Origin of the sequence: Leptospira kirschneri serovar Cynopteri str. 3522 CT, assembly GCF_000243695.2 — a bacterium.
In the GTDB taxonomy this organism is placed as follows: Bacteria; Spirochaetota; Leptospiria; order Leptospirales; family Leptospiraceae; genus Leptospira; species Leptospira kirschneri.
Genome location: NZ_AHMN02000013.1, coordinates 71374 through 87678 on the forward strand (window position 1 = coordinate 71374; position 16305 = coordinate 87678).

16 protein-coding genes are annotated in these 16305 nt (G+C 37.0%); 10 read left to right on the forward strand and 6 right to left on the reverse strand.

Going from position 1 to position 16305, the window contains the following annotated elements; translation table 11 throughout:
* Positions 1–32: 32 nt before the first annotated feature.
* Positions 33–1142 (reverse strand): lipocalin-like domain-containing protein, encoded by a 1110-nt coding sequence (locus LEP1GSC049_RS211290; protein ID WP_004758466.1) that lies wholly within the window; start codon positions 1140–1142, stop codon positions 33–35.
* Positions 1143–1156: 14 nt separating this feature from the next.
* Between LEP1GSC049_RS211290 and LEP1GSC049_RS2000000228855 the strand changes: the two genes are divergently transcribed.
* Together LEP1GSC049_RS2000000228855 and LEP1GSC049_RS211280 are read left to right on the forward strand one after the other, a co-directional pair.
* The gene (locus LEP1GSC049_RS2000000228855) at positions 1157–1402 is read left to right on the forward strand and encodes a hypothetical protein (protein WP_004767792.1); all 246 of its coding nucleotides are present in this window, start codon (positions 1157–1159) and stop codon (positions 1400–1402) included.
* A 92-nt stretch (positions 1403–1494) separates the two neighbouring features.
* The gene (locus LEP1GSC049_RS211280) at positions 1495–1854 is read left to right on the forward strand and encodes a hypothetical protein (protein ID WP_004751427.1); all 360 of its coding nucleotides are present in this window, start codon (positions 1495–1497) and stop codon (positions 1852–1854) included.
* 109 nt (positions 1855–1963) lie between these two features.
* On the opposite strand, the gene LEP1GSC049_RS211275 is transcribed toward LEP1GSC049_RS211280, so the two are convergent.
* From LEP1GSC049_RS211275 to LEP1GSC049_RS211265, 3 genes are all read right to left on the reverse strand, one after another.
* Positions 1964–2875 (reverse strand): CPBP family glutamic-type intramembrane protease, encoded by a 912-nt coding sequence (locus LEP1GSC049_RS211275; RefSeq protein WP_004751471.1) that lies wholly within the window; start codon positions 2873–2875, stop codon positions 1964–1966.
* Between the two features lie 794 nt (positions 2876–3669).
* Complete coding sequence (locus tag LEP1GSC049_RS211270; RefSeq protein ID WP_016748318.1) at positions 3670–5028, reverse strand: FAD-dependent oxidoreductase; 1359 nt, start codon at positions 5026–5028, stop codon at positions 3670–3672.
* Positions 5029–5805: 777 nt separating this feature from the next.
* On the reverse strand, positions 5806–6060 hold the full coding sequence (locus LEP1GSC049_RS211265) for a hypothetical protein (protein ID WP_016748319.1): 255 nt from the start codon (positions 6058–6060) through the stop codon (positions 5806–5808).
* Positions 6061–6383: 323 nt separating this feature from the next.
* Here LEP1GSC049_RS211265 and LEP1GSC049_RS211260 point away from each other — a divergent pair, with 323 nt between their 5' ends.
* From LEP1GSC049_RS211260 to LEP1GSC049_RS211235, 6 genes are read left to right on the forward strand one after another with little or no spacing between them, the layout of a single operon-like run.
* The gene (locus LEP1GSC049_RS211260; protein WP_004762277.1) at positions 6384–7121 is read left to right on the forward strand and encodes a phosphoadenylyl-sulfate reductase; all 738 of its coding nucleotides are present in this window, start codon (positions 6384–6386) and stop codon (positions 7119–7121) included.
* An 8-nt stretch (positions 7122–7129) separates the two neighbouring features.
* A complete protein-coding gene (gene cysD, locus LEP1GSC049_RS211255) occupies positions 7130–8035 on the forward strand; it encodes a sulfate adenylyltransferase subunit CysD (protein ID WP_016561004.1) in 906 nt (301 codons plus the stop codon).
* Entirely contained in the window at positions 8035–9285 is a 1251-nt protein-coding gene (locus LEP1GSC049_RS211250) for a sulfate adenylyltransferase subunit 1 (RefSeq protein WP_004762253.1), read from the forward strand. Before cysD ends, LEP1GSC049_RS211250 begins: the two co-directional genes overlap by 1 nt.
* 3 nt (positions 9286–9288) lie before the next feature.
* Positions 9289–10128, forward strand: a complete 840-nt coding sequence (gene cobA, locus LEP1GSC049_RS211245) for a uroporphyrinogen-III C-methyltransferase (RefSeq protein WP_004751501.1) — start codon at positions 9289–9291, stop codon at positions 10126–10128.
* On the forward strand, positions 10118–10726 hold the full coding sequence (locus LEP1GSC049_RS211240) for a precorrin-2 dehydrogenase/sirohydrochlorin ferrochelatase family protein (protein ID WP_004751525.1): 609 nt from the start codon (positions 10118–10120) through the stop codon (positions 10724–10726). The genes cobA and LEP1GSC049_RS211240 overlap by 11 nt, the downstream gene beginning before the upstream one ends.
* A 36-nt stretch (positions 10727–10762) precedes the next feature.
* Positions 10763–12448 carry an NADPH-dependent assimilatory sulfite reductase hemoprotein subunit gene (locus LEP1GSC049_RS211235; RefSeq protein WP_004751389.1) on the forward strand — a complete coding sequence of 562 codons (1686 nt, stop codon included), beginning with the start codon at positions 10763–10765 and terminating at the stop codon, positions 12446–12448.
* A gap of 11 nt (positions 12449–12459) precedes the next feature.
* On the opposite strand, the gene LEP1GSC049_RS211230 is transcribed toward LEP1GSC049_RS211235, so the two are convergent.
* Together LEP1GSC049_RS211230 and LEP1GSC049_RS211225 are read right to left on the reverse strand one after the other, a co-directional pair.
* The gene (locus LEP1GSC049_RS211230) at positions 12460–13536 is read right to left on the reverse strand and encodes an SMP-30/gluconolactonase/LRE family protein (protein WP_004751557.1); all 1077 of its coding nucleotides are present in this window, start codon (positions 13534–13536) and stop codon (positions 12460–12462) included.
* Positions 13529–14449, reverse strand: coding sequence for a LysM peptidoglycan-binding domain-containing M23 family metallopeptidase (locus tag LEP1GSC049_RS211225; protein WP_004751383.1), 921 nt, complete (start codon positions 14447–14449; stop codon positions 13529–13531). The genes LEP1GSC049_RS211230 and LEP1GSC049_RS211225 overlap by 8 nt, the downstream gene beginning before the upstream one ends.
* A 62-nt stretch (positions 14450–14511) precedes the next feature.
* On the opposite strand from LEP1GSC049_RS211225, the gene LEP1GSC049_RS211220 reads away from it, so the two are divergent.
* Positions 14512–15423, forward strand: coding sequence for a CPBP family intramembrane glutamic endopeptidase (locus LEP1GSC049_RS211220; protein WP_004751521.1), 912 nt, complete (start codon positions 14512–14514; stop codon positions 15421–15423).
* Complete coding sequence (locus LEP1GSC049_RS211215; RefSeq protein ID WP_004751629.1) at positions 15420–16196, forward strand: hypothetical protein; 777 nt, start codon at positions 15420–15422, stop codon at positions 16194–16196. The genes LEP1GSC049_RS211220 and LEP1GSC049_RS211215 overlap by 4 nt, the downstream gene beginning before the upstream one ends.
* Positions 16197–16305 lie beyond the last annotated feature (109 nt).

The window sequence follows — 16305 nt, forward strand, 5'->3', positions numbered from 1 at the left end:
TTAATTGTTAAGAGAATTCAATCGATTTGTTTTCAATTTAAATTTCTGCTTCCTTTTAATTCTAAATAACCGGTGCCTTGAACTGACTTTCCTGAACGAGTGCCTTTGACTTTTACTGCACCTTCCCAGTAACTAAAGCCGGTAGTAGAACGGGAATCAAATTCTTGATCTTCAAAAAAAGGTTCGATTGTAAGATGAAGTTCCGAATCTTTTTGAGTGGAAAGATTCCAAACGAGCGGATATTTTTGATTTGTTCTTGGACTGATCCAAAAGGAAGAATTAGGAACGAATCGAACTTCGCCTTCTTTTTCAAAGTATATTTTTTTTCCGGAACTGAAACGAATGGTTCCAAAACTTTCAGAGTTTGAATGTATCGTTTTTCTAAAATTAAAAGCCATAATGTCGCTTCCGTCTTCGAGTTGAATGCAGACCCAATCCCAGGAATTGGATGGATCGGAAAGTGCCGTTTTTAGATTCGAATGAAAAGGGTTACTCCATTCATGATCCATCCAAGAATTTCCACTTTTGATTTGGATTTTTTTTCCGTTTAAAATCAATTCTCCCTGAGTAGAAAGACGCGGAATACTATAATAGTAAGAATAAAAATTCGGATCGGTTCTACTTTTGACCGATTTACCTTTGTCTCCGTGTAAAAGTATTTTGGAGTCATCTCCGTTTAAAATTAGATCCAAAGAAAGTTCTGGAGAATGTTTTGGTTTTGCGATCAGATGAAATTTTGAGTTACTTTCAATTTTAAGAATAAAATCTCCGCTGAAGATTTGTTTCGAATCATAACCGGCCATTCCACCTAACTTACGTTCAACGGTCTGTGAGATCGTATGTGTTTTATTTTCCAAATCGGAGATTGCAAAATGAACCGGAAAGGCTTCTCTGTTTTTATCGAAAATTCCTTTAAAAAAGCTGAGTTCGTAACCGTATTGTTTTCCTTCTGTGGATTTAAGAACTCCAACGAAATAACACCATTCTACTTTGTAACGAGGATGAAAGGAGTGGTCTTTTGGAAAGATGAAAGGCCGGTTCTCGGCCCCAACGGAGAAAAAGATTGAAAGTAAAAAATAAATTCCAATTGAATGCTTATACTTGACTGGAAATAAATTGTAGTAATTTTTTTGCAAAGCCATGAGGTTTTTCGGTAATGTACGTTTTTATAATCCTTTTTTTATTTCAATTCGTTATTTTAGGAGTTTATTTACATAAACTTTATCTGAAATTTCTATCTTTTTGTCCTATCAAAAATTTTTTAACTTGGGATCCAAACGCAAGGCTAGTCACATCAATTCGATTTGCAGAAGCGTTTCGGTCTTTGGATCTGATTGAAATTCTTAGGTTAACTTTCGATTCTCCTACTCGGCCCGTATTGAGAAATTTTCCCGAGGCCTAATCATATACTTTTATTCGGTCCGGGCGGAACCCCTGTTTCTATCTTTACGTTTATAGAATTGATTTTACTTTTTTTGATCATTCCCTGGATTTATGCACTATTCATTTTCCGGAATGTTGGAAATTCAGGGAACACTTTTGTTTCTTACTGCTTTACTTGCGTTTCGGGAATTTCAAAAATATTTTTTAGATAAAGAAAAGACTTTATCCTTTTATAAAAACGAAAACTTTACTTCCCAAAAAGATCAAGCTATATTAGAAAAACCAGTTATTTCTAAATATTATTCGCCTTGGTTTTTATGTATCAGCGCCAATCTTTTGTTTCATACAAAATACACTTACGTATTTATCTTTTTTTGTTTTCTATTTTTAATCGTGTTTCATTTTGATCAAACGCGGGAATTTATATTCAAAATTTTGAATTTTTATGGATTTCATTTAAATCGATATTAGAGTTGTTGAAAAATGAATTCTCCATCTGTTTCTATTTCATGGAAACGAGCAATTGAAATAGTTTTGTTAAACTGAACTATGGAATTTTTCAACAACTCTATTCTTTTTTTCAAAATAATTTATCCCAAATATAAATTCCTGCAAAAAATTCCATACCCGCAGCGAGTATGATATGTGCATAAAGACCGCCCCGAATTGAATGAGTTCTAAGACTCAAAGCACCCATCAGTAAACCACCAAAAAAAGAACTTAAAATTTCTCCCCTTGGTTTTTGAAAATGTACCATACCGTAAATTAAAGCAGCCATTCCAACTGCGTGATAACGACCTACCACTTTCAAATACCGAATTAGAAATTTTCTAAAAAAGAATTCTGTAAAGTAAAAGGTATAAAGATATACAATTTCAAAAACGAGAGTAGTGATCCAAGTTGCATGATATAAGAGCCGTTCGTCTGTAATCGGAGCCCTCGGATAAAACTCTTTGAAGCCCGGAATAAAAGAACCGATCGCAGAAATGATCAATGCAAGAATCAAAATCGGATAGTAGGAAGGGTTTTTCTTTTTTTCAAACGGAACCGGATTTGTTTTGTATCTGTAAAAATCGTATAACAACGGAAAAACTAATAAAGGTAGTGTGTGGGTAAATTGTTTCACAACTTTCCAGGACCAAAAAATCCATTCTCTTGGAAGATAGGATAGAAATCTTTCATAAGGAAAATTAGATAGATGTAGTACCATTAAACTAATCCAAAAAACGAAAAAGAAACCTATAATTTTTGCCTTACGGAATCTGATTTTCCTGTTTTTAGGAAGATGAAGATAAAAAGAGAACATTAAAATTCCATATAATATTAATGTACTTACCGTTTTTATCCAGAAATTTTTTGAAGTAATAAGAGGAAATCCGAATTCTTCGTTTAGGAATAAGACTAAAAAAGAACTTCCATAAAAACCGAATAATAAAATATAAATTTTTGAATTCTTTCTAAAAAATCCTTTTAGGATCGATGCGATTTCCATGGTCTGATTTCAAATTTATAAGGAATACTTTTCAACTATTTTTGTTTTGAAGTTATAAAAATTCAAAATGTTAAACTTGCTTACACTTTAATTTTCCATTATATTGATTGTTGTGGTTACTAAGGTAATTGATAGATTGTGTTTTATTTAAAAATAGCTGTTTTAATATAATAAATTATTAATATATTGATAGAATAGGTAATTTTCGAACTTGTACAGGTTTGTATTGGAAGTTTATTACTACTCGAACACATAAAGCAGTATTATTTTTATGCGTTTGAGTAGTTAATTCAAGTGTAAACTTTTTATATTTAAAAACTTTTATAAAATTCCAAAAGAAAGTATGAAATCGTAATTTTGTGATCATGGTAGGAAATGAAGATCTATTTTTATTGAAGCTTTCTTTGGGTTTTTTGGGAATATGAAGTATCTTATTAACGTGAATTTGGTGTAAGAAATTCGTTTTATCATAGGTCAATTTTTTCGTAAAAAAAATAGATGTGGGAATTCTCACAAATGTGGATTTATAGTTAAACGAGTTCCTTTGAAAGTGTGGGAACTACTGCAATATTTCCTAGAAAAACCATCTACAAAATCGCACAGTAGATGAAATAAGACTTAATTTGCGGGAACTCTCACATTCACTATAAAGTTCCAAAAACACAATGAATAACTATACAAAAAATTCCCAGACTACACGTCATAAACCGGCTGATTTAATAAAACGATTAAGTGGGAAATTTTAGATGTATCTCGTAAGAAAACTAAATGCTCGGTTTATAATATTTAACAAACTACCAATATCCGGTACCGGGAGTCATGCCGATTTTTTGTCGTATTTGATCGCGCACTACATTCAATAAACTACCTGCCGTATGTGGTAACCAGTGGCGTCCTGTTTTTTCACTGATGAAAGAGCGAACCTTTACACTGTCGGTGAAATAACTGGTGAGGAAAGTAGGGTCAGCAAAATTGTCGCTAAAAGCATTGGCGATAATTTGTTGACCGTTAAGATTCACGCCGTTGCTGCCATACTGTGCAATGAGTAGTTGGCGACCGGCATCCGTGATCGGTTCAAGCAATAGATTGGTGAAATCAATCGTCGCCTTACCGGATTTCTCGTAGTATTCCTCGAATGTATTATTCATCCAGGCGGCATCAAATGTACCGTCACCGCGCTTCACAATGTTTTGAACCAGATTCTTTGCCATACGATAGACATTGTTCGCACCTTGCCCTGCGATGGGATCAAGTGTTGTGAGGGTATCTCCTACACCAGTTACGATACGTCCCGATGGAAGTTTTCCAACAGGGTTACGCACGATGGGAGTCAATGCGCCAATCAGCCAGCCATTTTCATCCGCCAATTCGGCGTTCTTAAACCAATCATAATCCCAGGGAAACAGTTCCTTGATCACATTTTTGGCAATACCAAGAACTTCATCGCCTGATTTTGCATTGGCGAATTTATCCATCTTACCATCTGCCTTCGCCTCGAAGAGCAGGTTCCACGTCATGCCGACCGACTTATGATAGTAAGGAATCCAGAAGGCTTCTCCATGATCCCCAATAAAATTGAATTTAACCGGGTTATACGGAATTTTCTCAAAATTCCCAGTATTTTTAACAACTACCATCGCTAACTTGCGTTGAGGTCTCATATAAACACTACGGGCTTCGTTCCGCTCAAACAGATTGGCGATTTCGGCCTTACCTGCTGCGACAATCGTCAAATCATTTTCAGCACTGATTGCATCTAAACGAGGAATATCGATATTTTCGATGCGGAGTTTGCCACCACGTTCTACTAAATCATTCATCCAGTGATACGATTGCAAACGTACATCGATCGCCGCGCCATTCTCCGAAAGGCGTCCTGCCAAAATGATAAATGGAATCCTAGGTTGCATCGAGAAAATAAGATACACTCCCTCGATAGGTGGGAAGTTCTTATCCCAATGATTCAATCCTAATTCCCTTTCATAGGCAAGAGATGATTCAAAACGTGCGGCGATTCCGGTTGGACGACTTTTGTTCAGCCAATCTTCCGGACTCCGATCTGAATAGAGGGTTACATCATACCCATGTTTCAGTAGGTCATGGGCGGTCATCAATCCTGCTATTCCTGAACCAATAATGGCTATCTTACGCATAAAATCCCCTCAATGAAATAAAAAACGCACTGACATTGTATTAGCGGTACGTCCTGATTTGATCAATCTAACTGAACTTGTGTCCGGTGTTAGCCGGTTTTCACAACACCGCTTTTTAATGATGATCAGGTTCGTTCCTCCGATTTTTTAACTTTGAATCGGACAATACTGGGGACTTCACTCAAAATTATATATAGATTTGAAATTTCAGTAAAGATTGTGTGTCGAATAACGTAAAGAAAAAATCTGTGTTAGACTATTTTACATTTGTTCTATTTTAGTGTTAGTTGATAGATATGTTTTCGAAGAAGATCAAAAGTAAGTTAACGTAAGTTCTACATAAAAAATGAGAAAGAATTTTCTAAAAGTATGAGTTCCTACAATTTTAGAATTTGTTTTTAGAATAGCGATTTGTGGTCATAACCAACCCCACAAGTATTTGGATCTCAATATTAAATCTGTGGGAATTACGACAAATCTTCTGTAAAACTGAGTTCTTTAACGTGACCTGCAGAGCGACCCTTAGGGAGCCATAACCTTACCCACAAGTATTTAGATCTCAATATTAAATCTGTGGGAATTACGACAAATCCTCTGTAAAACTGAGTTCCCGCCCTTATTTTTGGGTGGGGGCGGAGGTGGAGAAATTCGGAAGACTTTTCTCTATCAGAAAAACATGCTTTTTGCAAGTAAAAAGACTCATTCTTGTCGGAACACTTGAAAAATGTGCGTTTTTGAGCCTTCTTATTCTAAAATCCTATTCAACTTGTGGGTTGGTTATGGTGGTAGTTCCCACATTTTAAGAATCGATCTGTAAAGTTCAGATGCGACTTTTTGTTTTGCGAATGGATCTGAAAAATCTCTTACTGAGTTAAAGATACGAGCAGTTGTCTCGTTAGAGGTAACTTGAAGGTTTTTAGTCGGAGCGGCTAAGCCTGACTCGCTTTTTCTTTTATAAAATTTTGATTTTGTTCCCATTGGTAGGCTATTCAAATCAAACTCGGAATATTCCCTAAGTTTGAAAAACTTCAATTTCTAGATTTAGAGTTTTTGTTGGAAAACTTATTACATCTTACAAAAGGTCCAAGTTTTAAAGAGGTTCTAATGTTGAGAAAAATTAAGAGTTTCCATAAACCTCAAAAAAGTGAATCCTCAAATCTATAAATTTCCAGTAAGACTGAGAAAATGTAAGGAAAAATGACTTCATATCAAATATAGTTTACAAAAAATCCAATATATAAAACTTTGGTAGTTAAATAGCTCCATTTTTTCTTAAATTTGAATATTTCTTGGATCAATTATAAAATCAAGCTGGATGCGTAGACCTACCATTCAAGACTTAGGTTATCACGAACATGAATGCGCAAGAGTTGGAACAAAAACTTGCTCCTTTGAATCTGGAAGACGCCTTAGAATGGATCAATAAAGAATATGGAGAAACCGCCGCCTTCTCTACAAGTTTGGGTCTTGAAGATCAAGTCATCACTCACGTTATATTCTCCCGAAATCTTAAAATTAGAATTTTTACTTTAGATACGGGGCGCCTTTTCAACGAAACCTACGATCTACATAAATTGACAAACGCAAGTTATGGTAAAAAAATCGAAACTTATTTTCCCGACACAAACGCGGTTCAAAATCTAATCAGCTTAAAAGGTCCCGATAGTTTCTACGACTCAGTTGAAAACAGAAAAGAATGTTGTTATATTCGAAAAGTGGAGCCGCTCAATCGTGCGTTAGTCGGAACCAAACTTTGGATTACAGGAATTCGTTCTGAACAATCTGATTCTAGAAATTCTCTCACAAAAGTAGAACTCGATTCTTCTCGAAACGTACTCAAGTATCATCCTCTTTTAGATTGGTCTTTGGAACGTATTCAAGATTTTATAGATACTTATCGGATTCCGACTAACGTGCTTCATAAAAAAGGTTTTCCTTCCATCGGGTGTGCTCCCTGTACAAGAGCAATTCAACCGGGAGAAGATATTCGCGCCGGAAGATGGTGGTGGGAAGAATCCAACCAAGAATGTGGGCTTCACGTCGTCGACGGTAAGTTAGTTCGTCAAAAATCCGGTCCTAAAAGAGCAATATGAATTCAACCATGAATAGATCTAGACTTACACATCTCGAACAACTAGAAGCGGAATCAATTTATATTCTTAGAGAAACTGCTTCTCAGTTTGAAAGACCTGCTCTACTTTTTTCCGGCGGAAAAGATTCGATCACGCTTGTACATCTCGCATTAAAAGCTTTTCGTCCCGGAAAGTTTCCGTTTCCACTCGTTCATATTGACACCGGCCATAACTTTCAAGAGGCTCTTGATTTTAGAGACGAACTCGCTTCCAAAATCGGCGAAAAATTGATTGTTCGTTACGTTCAAGATTCTATCGATCAGGGAAAAGCCGTTGAGGAAAAAGGAAAATTTCCGAGCAGAAACGGAATTCAAACCGTGACCCTTTTAGATACGATTGCGGAATTCAAATTTGACGCCTGTATCGGAGGCGCTCGCAGAGATGAAGAAAAAGCAAGGGCAAAAGAAAGAGTTTTTTCAGTTCGCGATGAGTTTGGTCAGTGGGACCCGAAGCTGCAAAGACCCGAACTCTGGAACATTTATAACGGTAAAATTAGTCCAGGTGAGAATGTTCGTGTTTTTCCAATTTCCAACTGGACGGAGTTAGACGTTTGGGAATACATCCGTAAAGAAAACATCGCCCTTCCTTCATTATATTTTTCTCATAAACGGCAAATCATATACCGCGAGAATCTACTCTTCCCGGTTTCAAAATTCATCACGATCGACTCGAACGATCGTGTGGAAGACAAGATCGTTCGTTTTCGTACGGTCGGCGATATGACTTGTACTGCTGCGGTCGATTCTCGAGCGGATAACATAGATGATATTATCCTCGAAATCCAAACGACTCGGACCACCGAAAGAGGTTCTAGACTAGACGATAAACGTTCCGAAGCCGCTATGGAAGATAGAAAAAGAGGGGGATACTTCTGATGGATTTATTGCGTTTTATCACTGCAGGAAGTGTGGACGATGGTAAATCCACTTTGATCGGAAGACTTCTTTATGATAGCAAATCGATCTTTGAAGATCAGCTCGAAGCGATTGAAAAAAACGCCCGTGGAAACAACGGCCAGATCAATTTGGCTCTTTTAACGGATGGTCTCAAAGCCGAAAGAGAACAGGGAATTACGATCGACGTCGCTTATAAATATTTCTCCACTCCTAAAAGAAAGTTCATCATCGCGGATGCACCTGGACACGTTCAATACACACGGAATATGGTGACTGGAGCGTCTAACTCTAATTTGGCGATTATTTTGATAGACGCTCGAAAAGGTGTAATCGAACAAACCTATCGTCATTCTTACATTACATCTATGTTAAGAATTCCTCATCTTGTGGTTTGTGTCAATAAAATGGACCTTGTGGAATTTTCACAGACGCGTTACGAAGAGATTAAAGCGGATTATCTAAATTTCGCATCTCGTTTAGATATTAAGGATATTGAATTTATTCCGATCAGTGCTCTCAACGGAGACAACGTAGTCGACAAGTCTGAAAATCTTTCCTGGTATGATGGGCGTACTCTTCTCAATCATCTTGAAGAAGTTTATATCGAAAGCGACGAGAATATAGAAGACGCACGTTTTCCCGTTCAATATGTAATTCGTCCTCTTTCCGATGAACATCACGATTATAGAGGTTACGCAGGTCAGGTTCGAAGTGGTATTTTTAGAAAGGGTGATTCTATCACGGTTCTTCCAAGTGGTTTTACGAGCACAATCGAATCTATCGATACGTATGACGGAGAAGTAAAAGAAGCGTTTCCTCCTATGTCTGTTACAATCCGTTTAAAAGATGAGATTGATATTTCTCGCGGTGATATGATCGTTTTATCGGAAGGTCTTCCAATTGTTTCCCAAGATCTAGAAGCAAATATTTGTTGGATGGACTCTAAAGCTCTTTTATCCGGAAATAAATATATTCTGCGTCAAACGACTAACGCTGTAAAGGCGATCGTAAAAGAAATAGAATTTAAAATTGCTCCGGATACTCACGAAAAATTAGACGCTTCCAAAGGACTTACATTAAACGAAATCGGAAAAATCAAAATCCGCACTGCAAAACCTGTGAGTTTCGACGAATATAGAATCAATCGTTCTACGGGAAGTTTTATCTTGGTGGACGAAGGGACTAATTCTACCGTGGGTGCTGGAATGATTACCGGGGTTGGAACCTAATTTATGTTAAACGCCGATACGAACAAAAATTTTTGTCTGGGTAAGGTTTATCTTGTCGGTGCAGGACCAGGAAATCCGGAAGATCTGACCTTGCGTGCGTATCGGATTTTGACCAAGGCCGAAGTCATTTTATATGACGCGCTTTTGGATCCTTCTTTTCTCGAAATTTTTCCAAAGTCCGCAATCGTTCACTACGTAGGAAAAAGATCCGGAGCACATTCCGCGACTCAACAAGAGATCAACGAACTTCTTCTTTCCTATGCACTTCAAGGGAAAAATGTGGTTCGTCTGAAAGGCGGAGATCCTTTCGTCTTTGGAAGAGGCGGTGAAGAATTAATTACATTAGTTAATCATAATATAAAATATGAAATCGTTCCAGGCGTAAGTTCTTTAAACGCAGGCTCTTCTTTTGCGGGTTTTCCTTTGACTCATAGAGGTTTGTCCCGCCAGGTTTTGATCATGGACGGTCATACCGTTTTAAACGAAAATACCGATTGGGAATGGTTTGCGAAGTTTCAAGGAACCATTGCGCTTTTTATGGGAACTTCTTCCCTTCCGAAAATTGCGGACCTACTTTTAAAACACGGTAGTTCGGCCGATTTACCCGTCGCACTTGTCGAAAACGCTTCTTTAGAAAATTGTAATATTCAAGTTTGTTCTTTAAAAGAAGCCGCAAATTCTTATTTAGAAAAAAAGACCAAGGGGCCCGGAATTATCTACATCGGAAAAGTGGTTCGATTTTTGGAAAATGAAAAACCGACTTTGACCTTTTCTCAGTTTTCGAAAGAATCTTTTTTAGGGCAAATTTCTTCCGAAATCCAAGGGGGAAAGAATGAGCCGTAAATATCCAGCTTTTCTTAATTTAGAAAATAAGAATATTCTGTTAATTGGTGGAGGAAAAGTCGCCTTAGAAAAACTTCCTCATTTGATCGATTCCGGTGCGAAAATTACTCTGATCGCTTTGGAAACTTGTAGGGAAGTTGCGCAAATTTTAGAAAAACATCCGGAAATTAAGGTAGAATATAGATCTGTAGAATTTGCGGATCTTCAGGGGAGAGCCCTCGTTTTTTCCGCGACCAACGATACGGATTTAAATCGGAGACTGAGCGATTATGCTCATTCTTGGAAAATTTGGATTAACTGTTCCGACGATCCCACTAACTGCGATTTTTATTCCGCTGCGGTTTTGGATAGAGGTCCGATTCGTGTCGCAATTTCTACGGAAGGAAATTTTGCGGGAATCTCCGGGGTTGTAAAAACTACTTTGGAGGAATTGATCCCGGATGAACACGAAGAAGAATTTAAAGAACTTATGCTATTAAGAAAAGAATTAAAATCGATTTTACCAAATCCGGAACGTAGAAGAAAAGTTCTTAAAGAATTATTACAAACTCTCAAGGATGATTATTTTAAAATTCCAGCCGATTCAAAAAGAATATAATGAAATTATAAACTCGAAAAAGGAAAAATCCAAATCATGTCAGAAGCAAAAGAACTATCACCCGTCGAAGATATAAAGTTAAACTCAAATAATCTAAGAGGAAAAATCGCAGAAGGTTTAGACCAAAACATAGATACTTATGATGAAGACGAGAAACAACTACTTAAGTTTCACGGACTTTATCAGCAAAAAGATAGAGATCGAAAAAAAGATGAAAACGGAAACGATATAGAAGCTCCTACTAGTTTTATGATTCGAGGAAGAATTCCAGGAGGAAGGTTGACTTCGGAACAGTACTTGGTTTGGGACGAGTTGGGGGATAAATTCGGAGGTGGGGCCATTCGTCTAACGACCAGACAATCGGTTCAACTTCATACATTAAGAATTTTTCATCTTAGAGACGTTATGAAAGCGATCCACGAAGTGAATCTTTCCAGTATGGGAGCTTGTGGAGACGTTGTGCGTAACGTGACTCAAGCTGTAAATCCTCTCGGTAAAAAAGAATTACAACTGTTAGACGGAGTTTCCCAAATTTTATCCGATCATTTTAAATATAAGACTAACGCTTACGCAGAAGTATGGTTAGGCGACAAACAACTCAACAAGGACGAAGAAGATCCAATTTACGGTAAAACGTATCTACCTAGAAAATTTAAAATTGCGGTTACTCTTGCTGGAAATAATACCGTGGATATTTATGCAAACGATATGGGATTTGCGGCGACTCTTTCTTCGGATGGAAACAGAATCGACGGTTATTTTGTGTTTGCCGGAGGCGGTTTCGGAATGACTCACAACAAACCGGAAACTTTTGCTCGTGCTGCAAGTCTTTTAGGTTGGATTCCTGAAAACGCGTTGATACCGGTGGCGGAAGCGATCGTAACTGCACATAGAGATTTTGGAGATAGGACCAATCGTAAACACGCTCGTTTAAAATATGTCCTTGCGGAAAAAGGAGTGGAGTGGTTTCAATCGGAAGTCGAATCTCGTTCCAACGTAAAACTAGATAAGGATAAACCTTTACCGAATTGGGAAACTCCTTCTTATTTAGGTTGGAATGAAAGACAAGATGGAACTCTTTCTTTAGGATTTCATACTCTTGCTGGAAGAATCAAAGATTTTCCAGGTAAACCTTTGAAATCCGCTTTAAAGGAAATTGTCGGTACTTATAAATTATCGGTTCAAATTACTGCCGATCAGGATTTGATTTTGATCGGAATTCAAAAATCGGATCAAGAGAAGATAGAAAGAAGATTAGAAGAATTGAATGTATCCTGGAAAAGTCCTTCTCGTCTTTACGATCGTGCGCTCGCTTGTCCTGCACTTCCTACCTGTGCGCTTGCTTTAACGGAGTCGGAACGTTCTTTTCCGGAAGTTTTAAACGGAATTCAAAAAGTTTTGGATAAACTGGGACTCAGCGACCGAGCTCCTGTGGTTCGTATGACCGGATGCCCGAACGGATGTGCAAGACCTTATTCCGCAGAAGTTGGAATTGTAGGTCAACAAGCCGGAGGAAAATATTCTTTGTTTTTCGGAGCCGATTCGGAAGGAACCAAAGTAGGGGAGTATGTTGCAAAAAAAGTTGCACTCGCAGATATTCCTGCTCAATTGGAAAAGGCCTTTTTACTTTGGAAAAACGAAGGAGACTCCGACGAAAAATTCGGAGACTTTGTAAACAGATTTCCTCTTGAAAGATTTAGAGAAGCACTTGGATCCATGTAAAAATTATAATATTAGAAAAATTGAATTTCTTCGATTATCGGTTTCATTTTTGCGATTTTTCCGGTGGTCGAAGATACTAAATAAATATTTCCGGCGTGGTTTAAAACCGCGGTAATACCTGCAACTGAAGAATCCGAAAAATCTTGATAATTGGCTGTAATATCCCCAAAATCGTTTAGAGCAAATACCAAACCTCGCGGAATGTTTTTTCCAAAAAGAAAAACAGGTAAACCAGTCAGCAGATTTTTAATTTCGGGATATTCTTGGGTTTTATCTAAAATTTCATTTCTATGATATGGAATTCCGACCCAGAAAAAACCGCCGTTTCCGCTGATCAAAGCGGGAATTCCGGGAATATTTGTAAGAAAAAATTTTTCCGCACCTCTTTTTGAACCGTATAACGGAACCGAGGAAATTCTATGTCGAAACGGCTCCGACACGAGTAAAAATTCTTCGTTGGAAGACAATGCAATTCCAGTAGGATAATACAAATCTTGATTCAAAATTTCTAATGTAAGATTTTTATCCGCTGTTACTATCATTCCATTGGGGCGAGAAAAAAGTTCCTCTAAAAAAGATTCCCGCAATGAATACGATTGGCTAGAAACTGTGAAATATATTTTTCCGTTTTTAGAGATGTCAATCCCATGTGGAAATCGAAGAGGTGAACCGTCTGGAAGTTTAGAGATGAGAGTTTTTTGCGATCCGTCTTTGCGAATTTCTACAATTCCGACTTCTTCCACACAAACCAAAAGATTTCCATGGGAATCAAATACCATTCCTAAAGGTCTTCCTGAAAGAATGGCGAAGGTTTCTATCTTTTCGTTGGTACGGATTTGTACGATTTTATGATCTGCGGTTCCAGTATAAACATAACCGCGGGTGTCTATTGCGATTGCGTAAGGTTGGTTTAGATTTTCCTTATGAATCCATTCCGATTCCAAAAGATAATTATTTTTTCCAGGATCAAAAGGAGAATCCGTGATAGATTCGTTTGTATTTTCTCTCGAATGTGAAAATAAAAAAACCAAGAGGGATAAGGAAAGAAAAATTAGAACGAAAAGGAATATTATAATTCTTTTAAGCATGATCTCTAAAAATTGGTTTTTGTCTTTGATTGAATCTTCTGACTTCAAAGTGTAAATGATTTCCTGTTGCTCTTCCGGTTTGTCCGACTTCTCCGATCTTTTGACCTTTACGTACTTTTTCGCCCGGACGAACAGATATAGAACTTAGATGTCCGTATAAAGTTTCGTATCCTAGTTTATGACCTAGTATGATCAAATTTCCATAACCTCCTTTTTTATCGGAGAAAGAAACTTCTCCGTCAGCGGAAGCATAAACCGGAGTTCCTTCTTCTGCCGCCATGTCCAATCCACCGTGAAAGGTTTCTTTTCTAGTAAATGGATCTTTCCTTTTTCCGAAACGAGAAGAGATAATTCCTTCGTCTCCTAATGGGCGATAAAATGCCACTCCGTAAAAAAAAGATCTTTCTTCTTTGGGAAGTCCTTTTCCTGGGATAAACCAAAGTTTTTTATCTTCATCAAAAGAAATGAACTTCTCCGCAAGTTTGTATTTTTTGGAAAGTTTTTTCCGAACTAAAAGAGAGTTTTCTGTTTCATTCGAATCATAAATGCCGCGCATATTAGGAATCAAAAGTTCCATTCCGGTATAAATATCATAAGGTGAAGCGAGGCTATTTACCGATGAAATCGTATCTATATCCATTCCGGTTCTAGCCATGATTTTAAAGAAGTTGTCTTCTTTTTTTACGACGTATCTATAAAATTCGAGAGAAGTTAATTCTGATCTTTCTAAATTGGAAATAGAAATTTTCAGATTATTTTTAATGTCTTCCCTAAGTCGTTTTACGGATTGATTGTTATAGTCTAAGTTTTTCAAAAGTTCCGATTTTTGACTGGAATCGATTCGATTGTTAAAAAAAAGAACCGTGAAAAGAAATAGTACGATTTCAATTGGATACCTGAGAGAAGGTTTCATGGTCTTATACGTGTAGAATCGGCTGATTCTAAAAAAACAATGACGCAAAAAAAGAGACAGAAATGCTTGTAACCGAGACTCCCGATCCAATGGAATCCTTAGAAAATATTGGCAATTCGCAAAAGAAACCTTTCGAACCGATTTTAATCGCCTTTCAACAACTTCTCGTTTTGATTCTTGGAACGTATGTGTTCCTTCCTTTAATTGCAACTTCGATCGTCATTACCGTTTTAGTTTCGAAAGAATTACCGGATGATTTTCCTTACTTGGATGGTGAGACAAGAGCTGAGATTTATAAAGAGAAGATCGAAAAACTTCAGAAAGAAATTCAAACCAATACTAAACAAATTCATCAGAGTTATATAAAAGTGATGGTAAAGGAAAAACCGTGGCTTTTGATTGTGGATCGATTGATTTGGGCTCTTTGTTTTATACTTCCTGCTTATTTCATTTTGGTTCGATTTTTTAAAGCAGAATACACCAACCTCAGCGATCCTTTCAATCTCAAGACTATGTTTACCGGTGCGGGCCTTGGGGCCTTAGTGTTTTTATTTGTGATCGTCTTCGGTTTTTTTCTTACTAAAATTTTTGGAAAACAAACTCCAAACGAATTTCAAGAAGCTCTGTTTAAGGAAATGCAAGGAAATCGTTCTTTATTGCTTTGGTCTATTTATAGCGTCGGTTTGATTACTGGAATCGTGGAAGAGGTTTTCTTTCGAGGATTTTGTCTGAGACAATTTCAAGGAAGAGGATTGGAAATTCCAGGTCTTCTTTTTACTTCGGTTGTTTTCGGATTGGTTCATTACAGTGAACAGACTTCGGTTAGTGTTCCGATTCTTCTTAGTTTTGTAGGAATGTTTTTCGGACTTTTTTATCTGAAAACCGGAAATATATGGTATTCCATATCAGCGCACGTTAGTTACAATTCCATCATGTTATTGATCGCTTATATTAAAGGTGGTGAAATTCAGTGAATCGGTATCATCGATTCCTTTTGATAACGGTCCCGTTTTTACTAACGTATCATTCTGTTTTTGCGTCCGAAGTAATTGAACTCGAGGGAAATATAGAAGAGAATAATATGAAAATTTTGGCCGCGTTAAACAAATTCGCGGAAGGTTCCGTAAAATTCAGCAAGAAGACAAAAGGATTCAAATATCATTATACAAATCTTTGGTATTCCAGATATTCCTTTGATATTTATTTGGGAGAGTTTGCAAAACGGGATAACGTAAGTATCATAAGAATAGAAGCTCCGAAATACGGAATGGAGAAATCGTTTCGAAATTATTTTAAAGAAGAATTACAAAAAAAAGACGCCATGGGAGTTGGTTCCGCGACAACTACGACATCCGAAGATAAAATCGAAAAATTAGAAAAAAAATCTCATATCATATCTCAGGGATTGAATTTAATTTCTCCTGCATTGTCCGTAATTTATAATTCCCACAAGTCTCCCATTTATACTTCGAGCGATACGTTGATGAGGGCTTCTTTTTATCTTCTTAGCGATTTGTTGATCGGAGGACTTGCTTATTATTTTGCGATGAATAATAATGATAAAAAAAGTATGATGGACAATCTTTTAAACAAGGAAGGTCCTAGCGGAAACGTTTTCGAAACTAAGTACGGAGGGGTTGTGATCGCAGCTCTTGTAATTCCGAGGTTGTATCGTATGACGGGCGCCATAGAAGATACTACCACTCACAATCGTTTATTAGAATTATCTTATACTTTTAAATATTAAAAAGTTTATAAAAGTAAATACAGCTTAAAAAAAAGAAACTTCTATAAATCCAAGAAGAATCCGTTATCCAATCAAATTTTTGTATAAACCTCAGTTTACGATTATCACA

What these genes read in the sequence shown, in the direction of transcription:
- cysD (WP_016561004.1), top strand. Translation starts at nt 7,130, where the DNA reads ATGAATAGATCTAGACTTACACATCTCGAACAACTAGAAGCGGAATCA.
- LEP1GSC049_RS211240 (WP_004751525.1), top strand. Translation starts at nt 10,118, where the DNA reads ATGAGCCGTAAATATCCAGCTTTTCTTAATTTAGAAAATAAGAATATT.
- LEP1GSC049_RS211250 (WP_004762253.1), top strand. Translation starts at nt 8,035, where the DNA reads ATGGATTTATTGCGTTTTATCACTGCAGGAAGTGTGGACGATGGTAAA.
- LEP1GSC049_RS211270 (WP_016748318.1), bottom strand. Translation starts at nt 5,028, where the DNA reads ATGCGTAAGATAGCCATTATTGGTTCAGGAATAGCAGGATTGATGACC.
- LEP1GSC049_RS211220 (WP_004751521.1), top strand. Translation starts at nt 14,512, where the DNA reads ATGCTTGTAACCGAGACTCCCGATCCAATGGAATCCTTAGAAAATATT.
- LEP1GSC049_RS2000000228855 (WP_004767792.1), top strand. Translation starts at nt 1,157, where the DNA reads ATGTACGTTTTTATAATCCTTTTTTTATTTCAATTCGTTATTTTAGGA.
- cobA (WP_004751501.1), top strand. Translation starts at nt 9,289, where the DNA reads ATGTTAAACGCCGATACGAACAAAAATTTTTGTCTGGGTAAGGTTTAT.
- LEP1GSC049_RS211275 (WP_004751471.1), bottom strand. Translation starts at nt 2,875, where the DNA reads ATGGAAATCGCATCGATCCTAAAAGGATTTTTTAGAAAGAATTCAAAA.
- LEP1GSC049_RS211225 (WP_004751383.1), bottom strand. Translation starts at nt 14,449, where the DNA reads ATGAAACCTTCTCTCAGGTATCCAATTGAAATCGTACTATTTCTTTTC.
- LEP1GSC049_RS211260 (WP_004762277.1), top strand. Translation starts at nt 6,384, where the DNA reads ATGAATGCGCAAGAGTTGGAACAAAAACTTGCTCCTTTGAATCTGGAA.
- LEP1GSC049_RS211290 (WP_004758466.1), bottom strand. Translation starts at nt 1,142, where the DNA reads ATGGCTTTGCAAAAAAATTACTACAATTTATTTCCAGTCAAGTATAAG.
- LEP1GSC049_RS211235 (WP_004751389.1), top strand. Translation starts at nt 10,763, where the DNA reads ATGTCAGAAGCAAAAGAACTATCACCCGTCGAAGATATAAAGTTAAAC.
- LEP1GSC049_RS211280 (WP_004751427.1), top strand. Translation starts at nt 1,495, where the DNA reads ATGCACTATTCATTTTCCGGAATGTTGGAAATTCAGGGAACACTTTTG.
- LEP1GSC049_RS211230 (WP_004751557.1), bottom strand. Translation starts at nt 13,536, where the DNA reads ATGCTTAAAAGAATTATAATATTCCTTTTCGTTCTAATTTTTCTTTCC.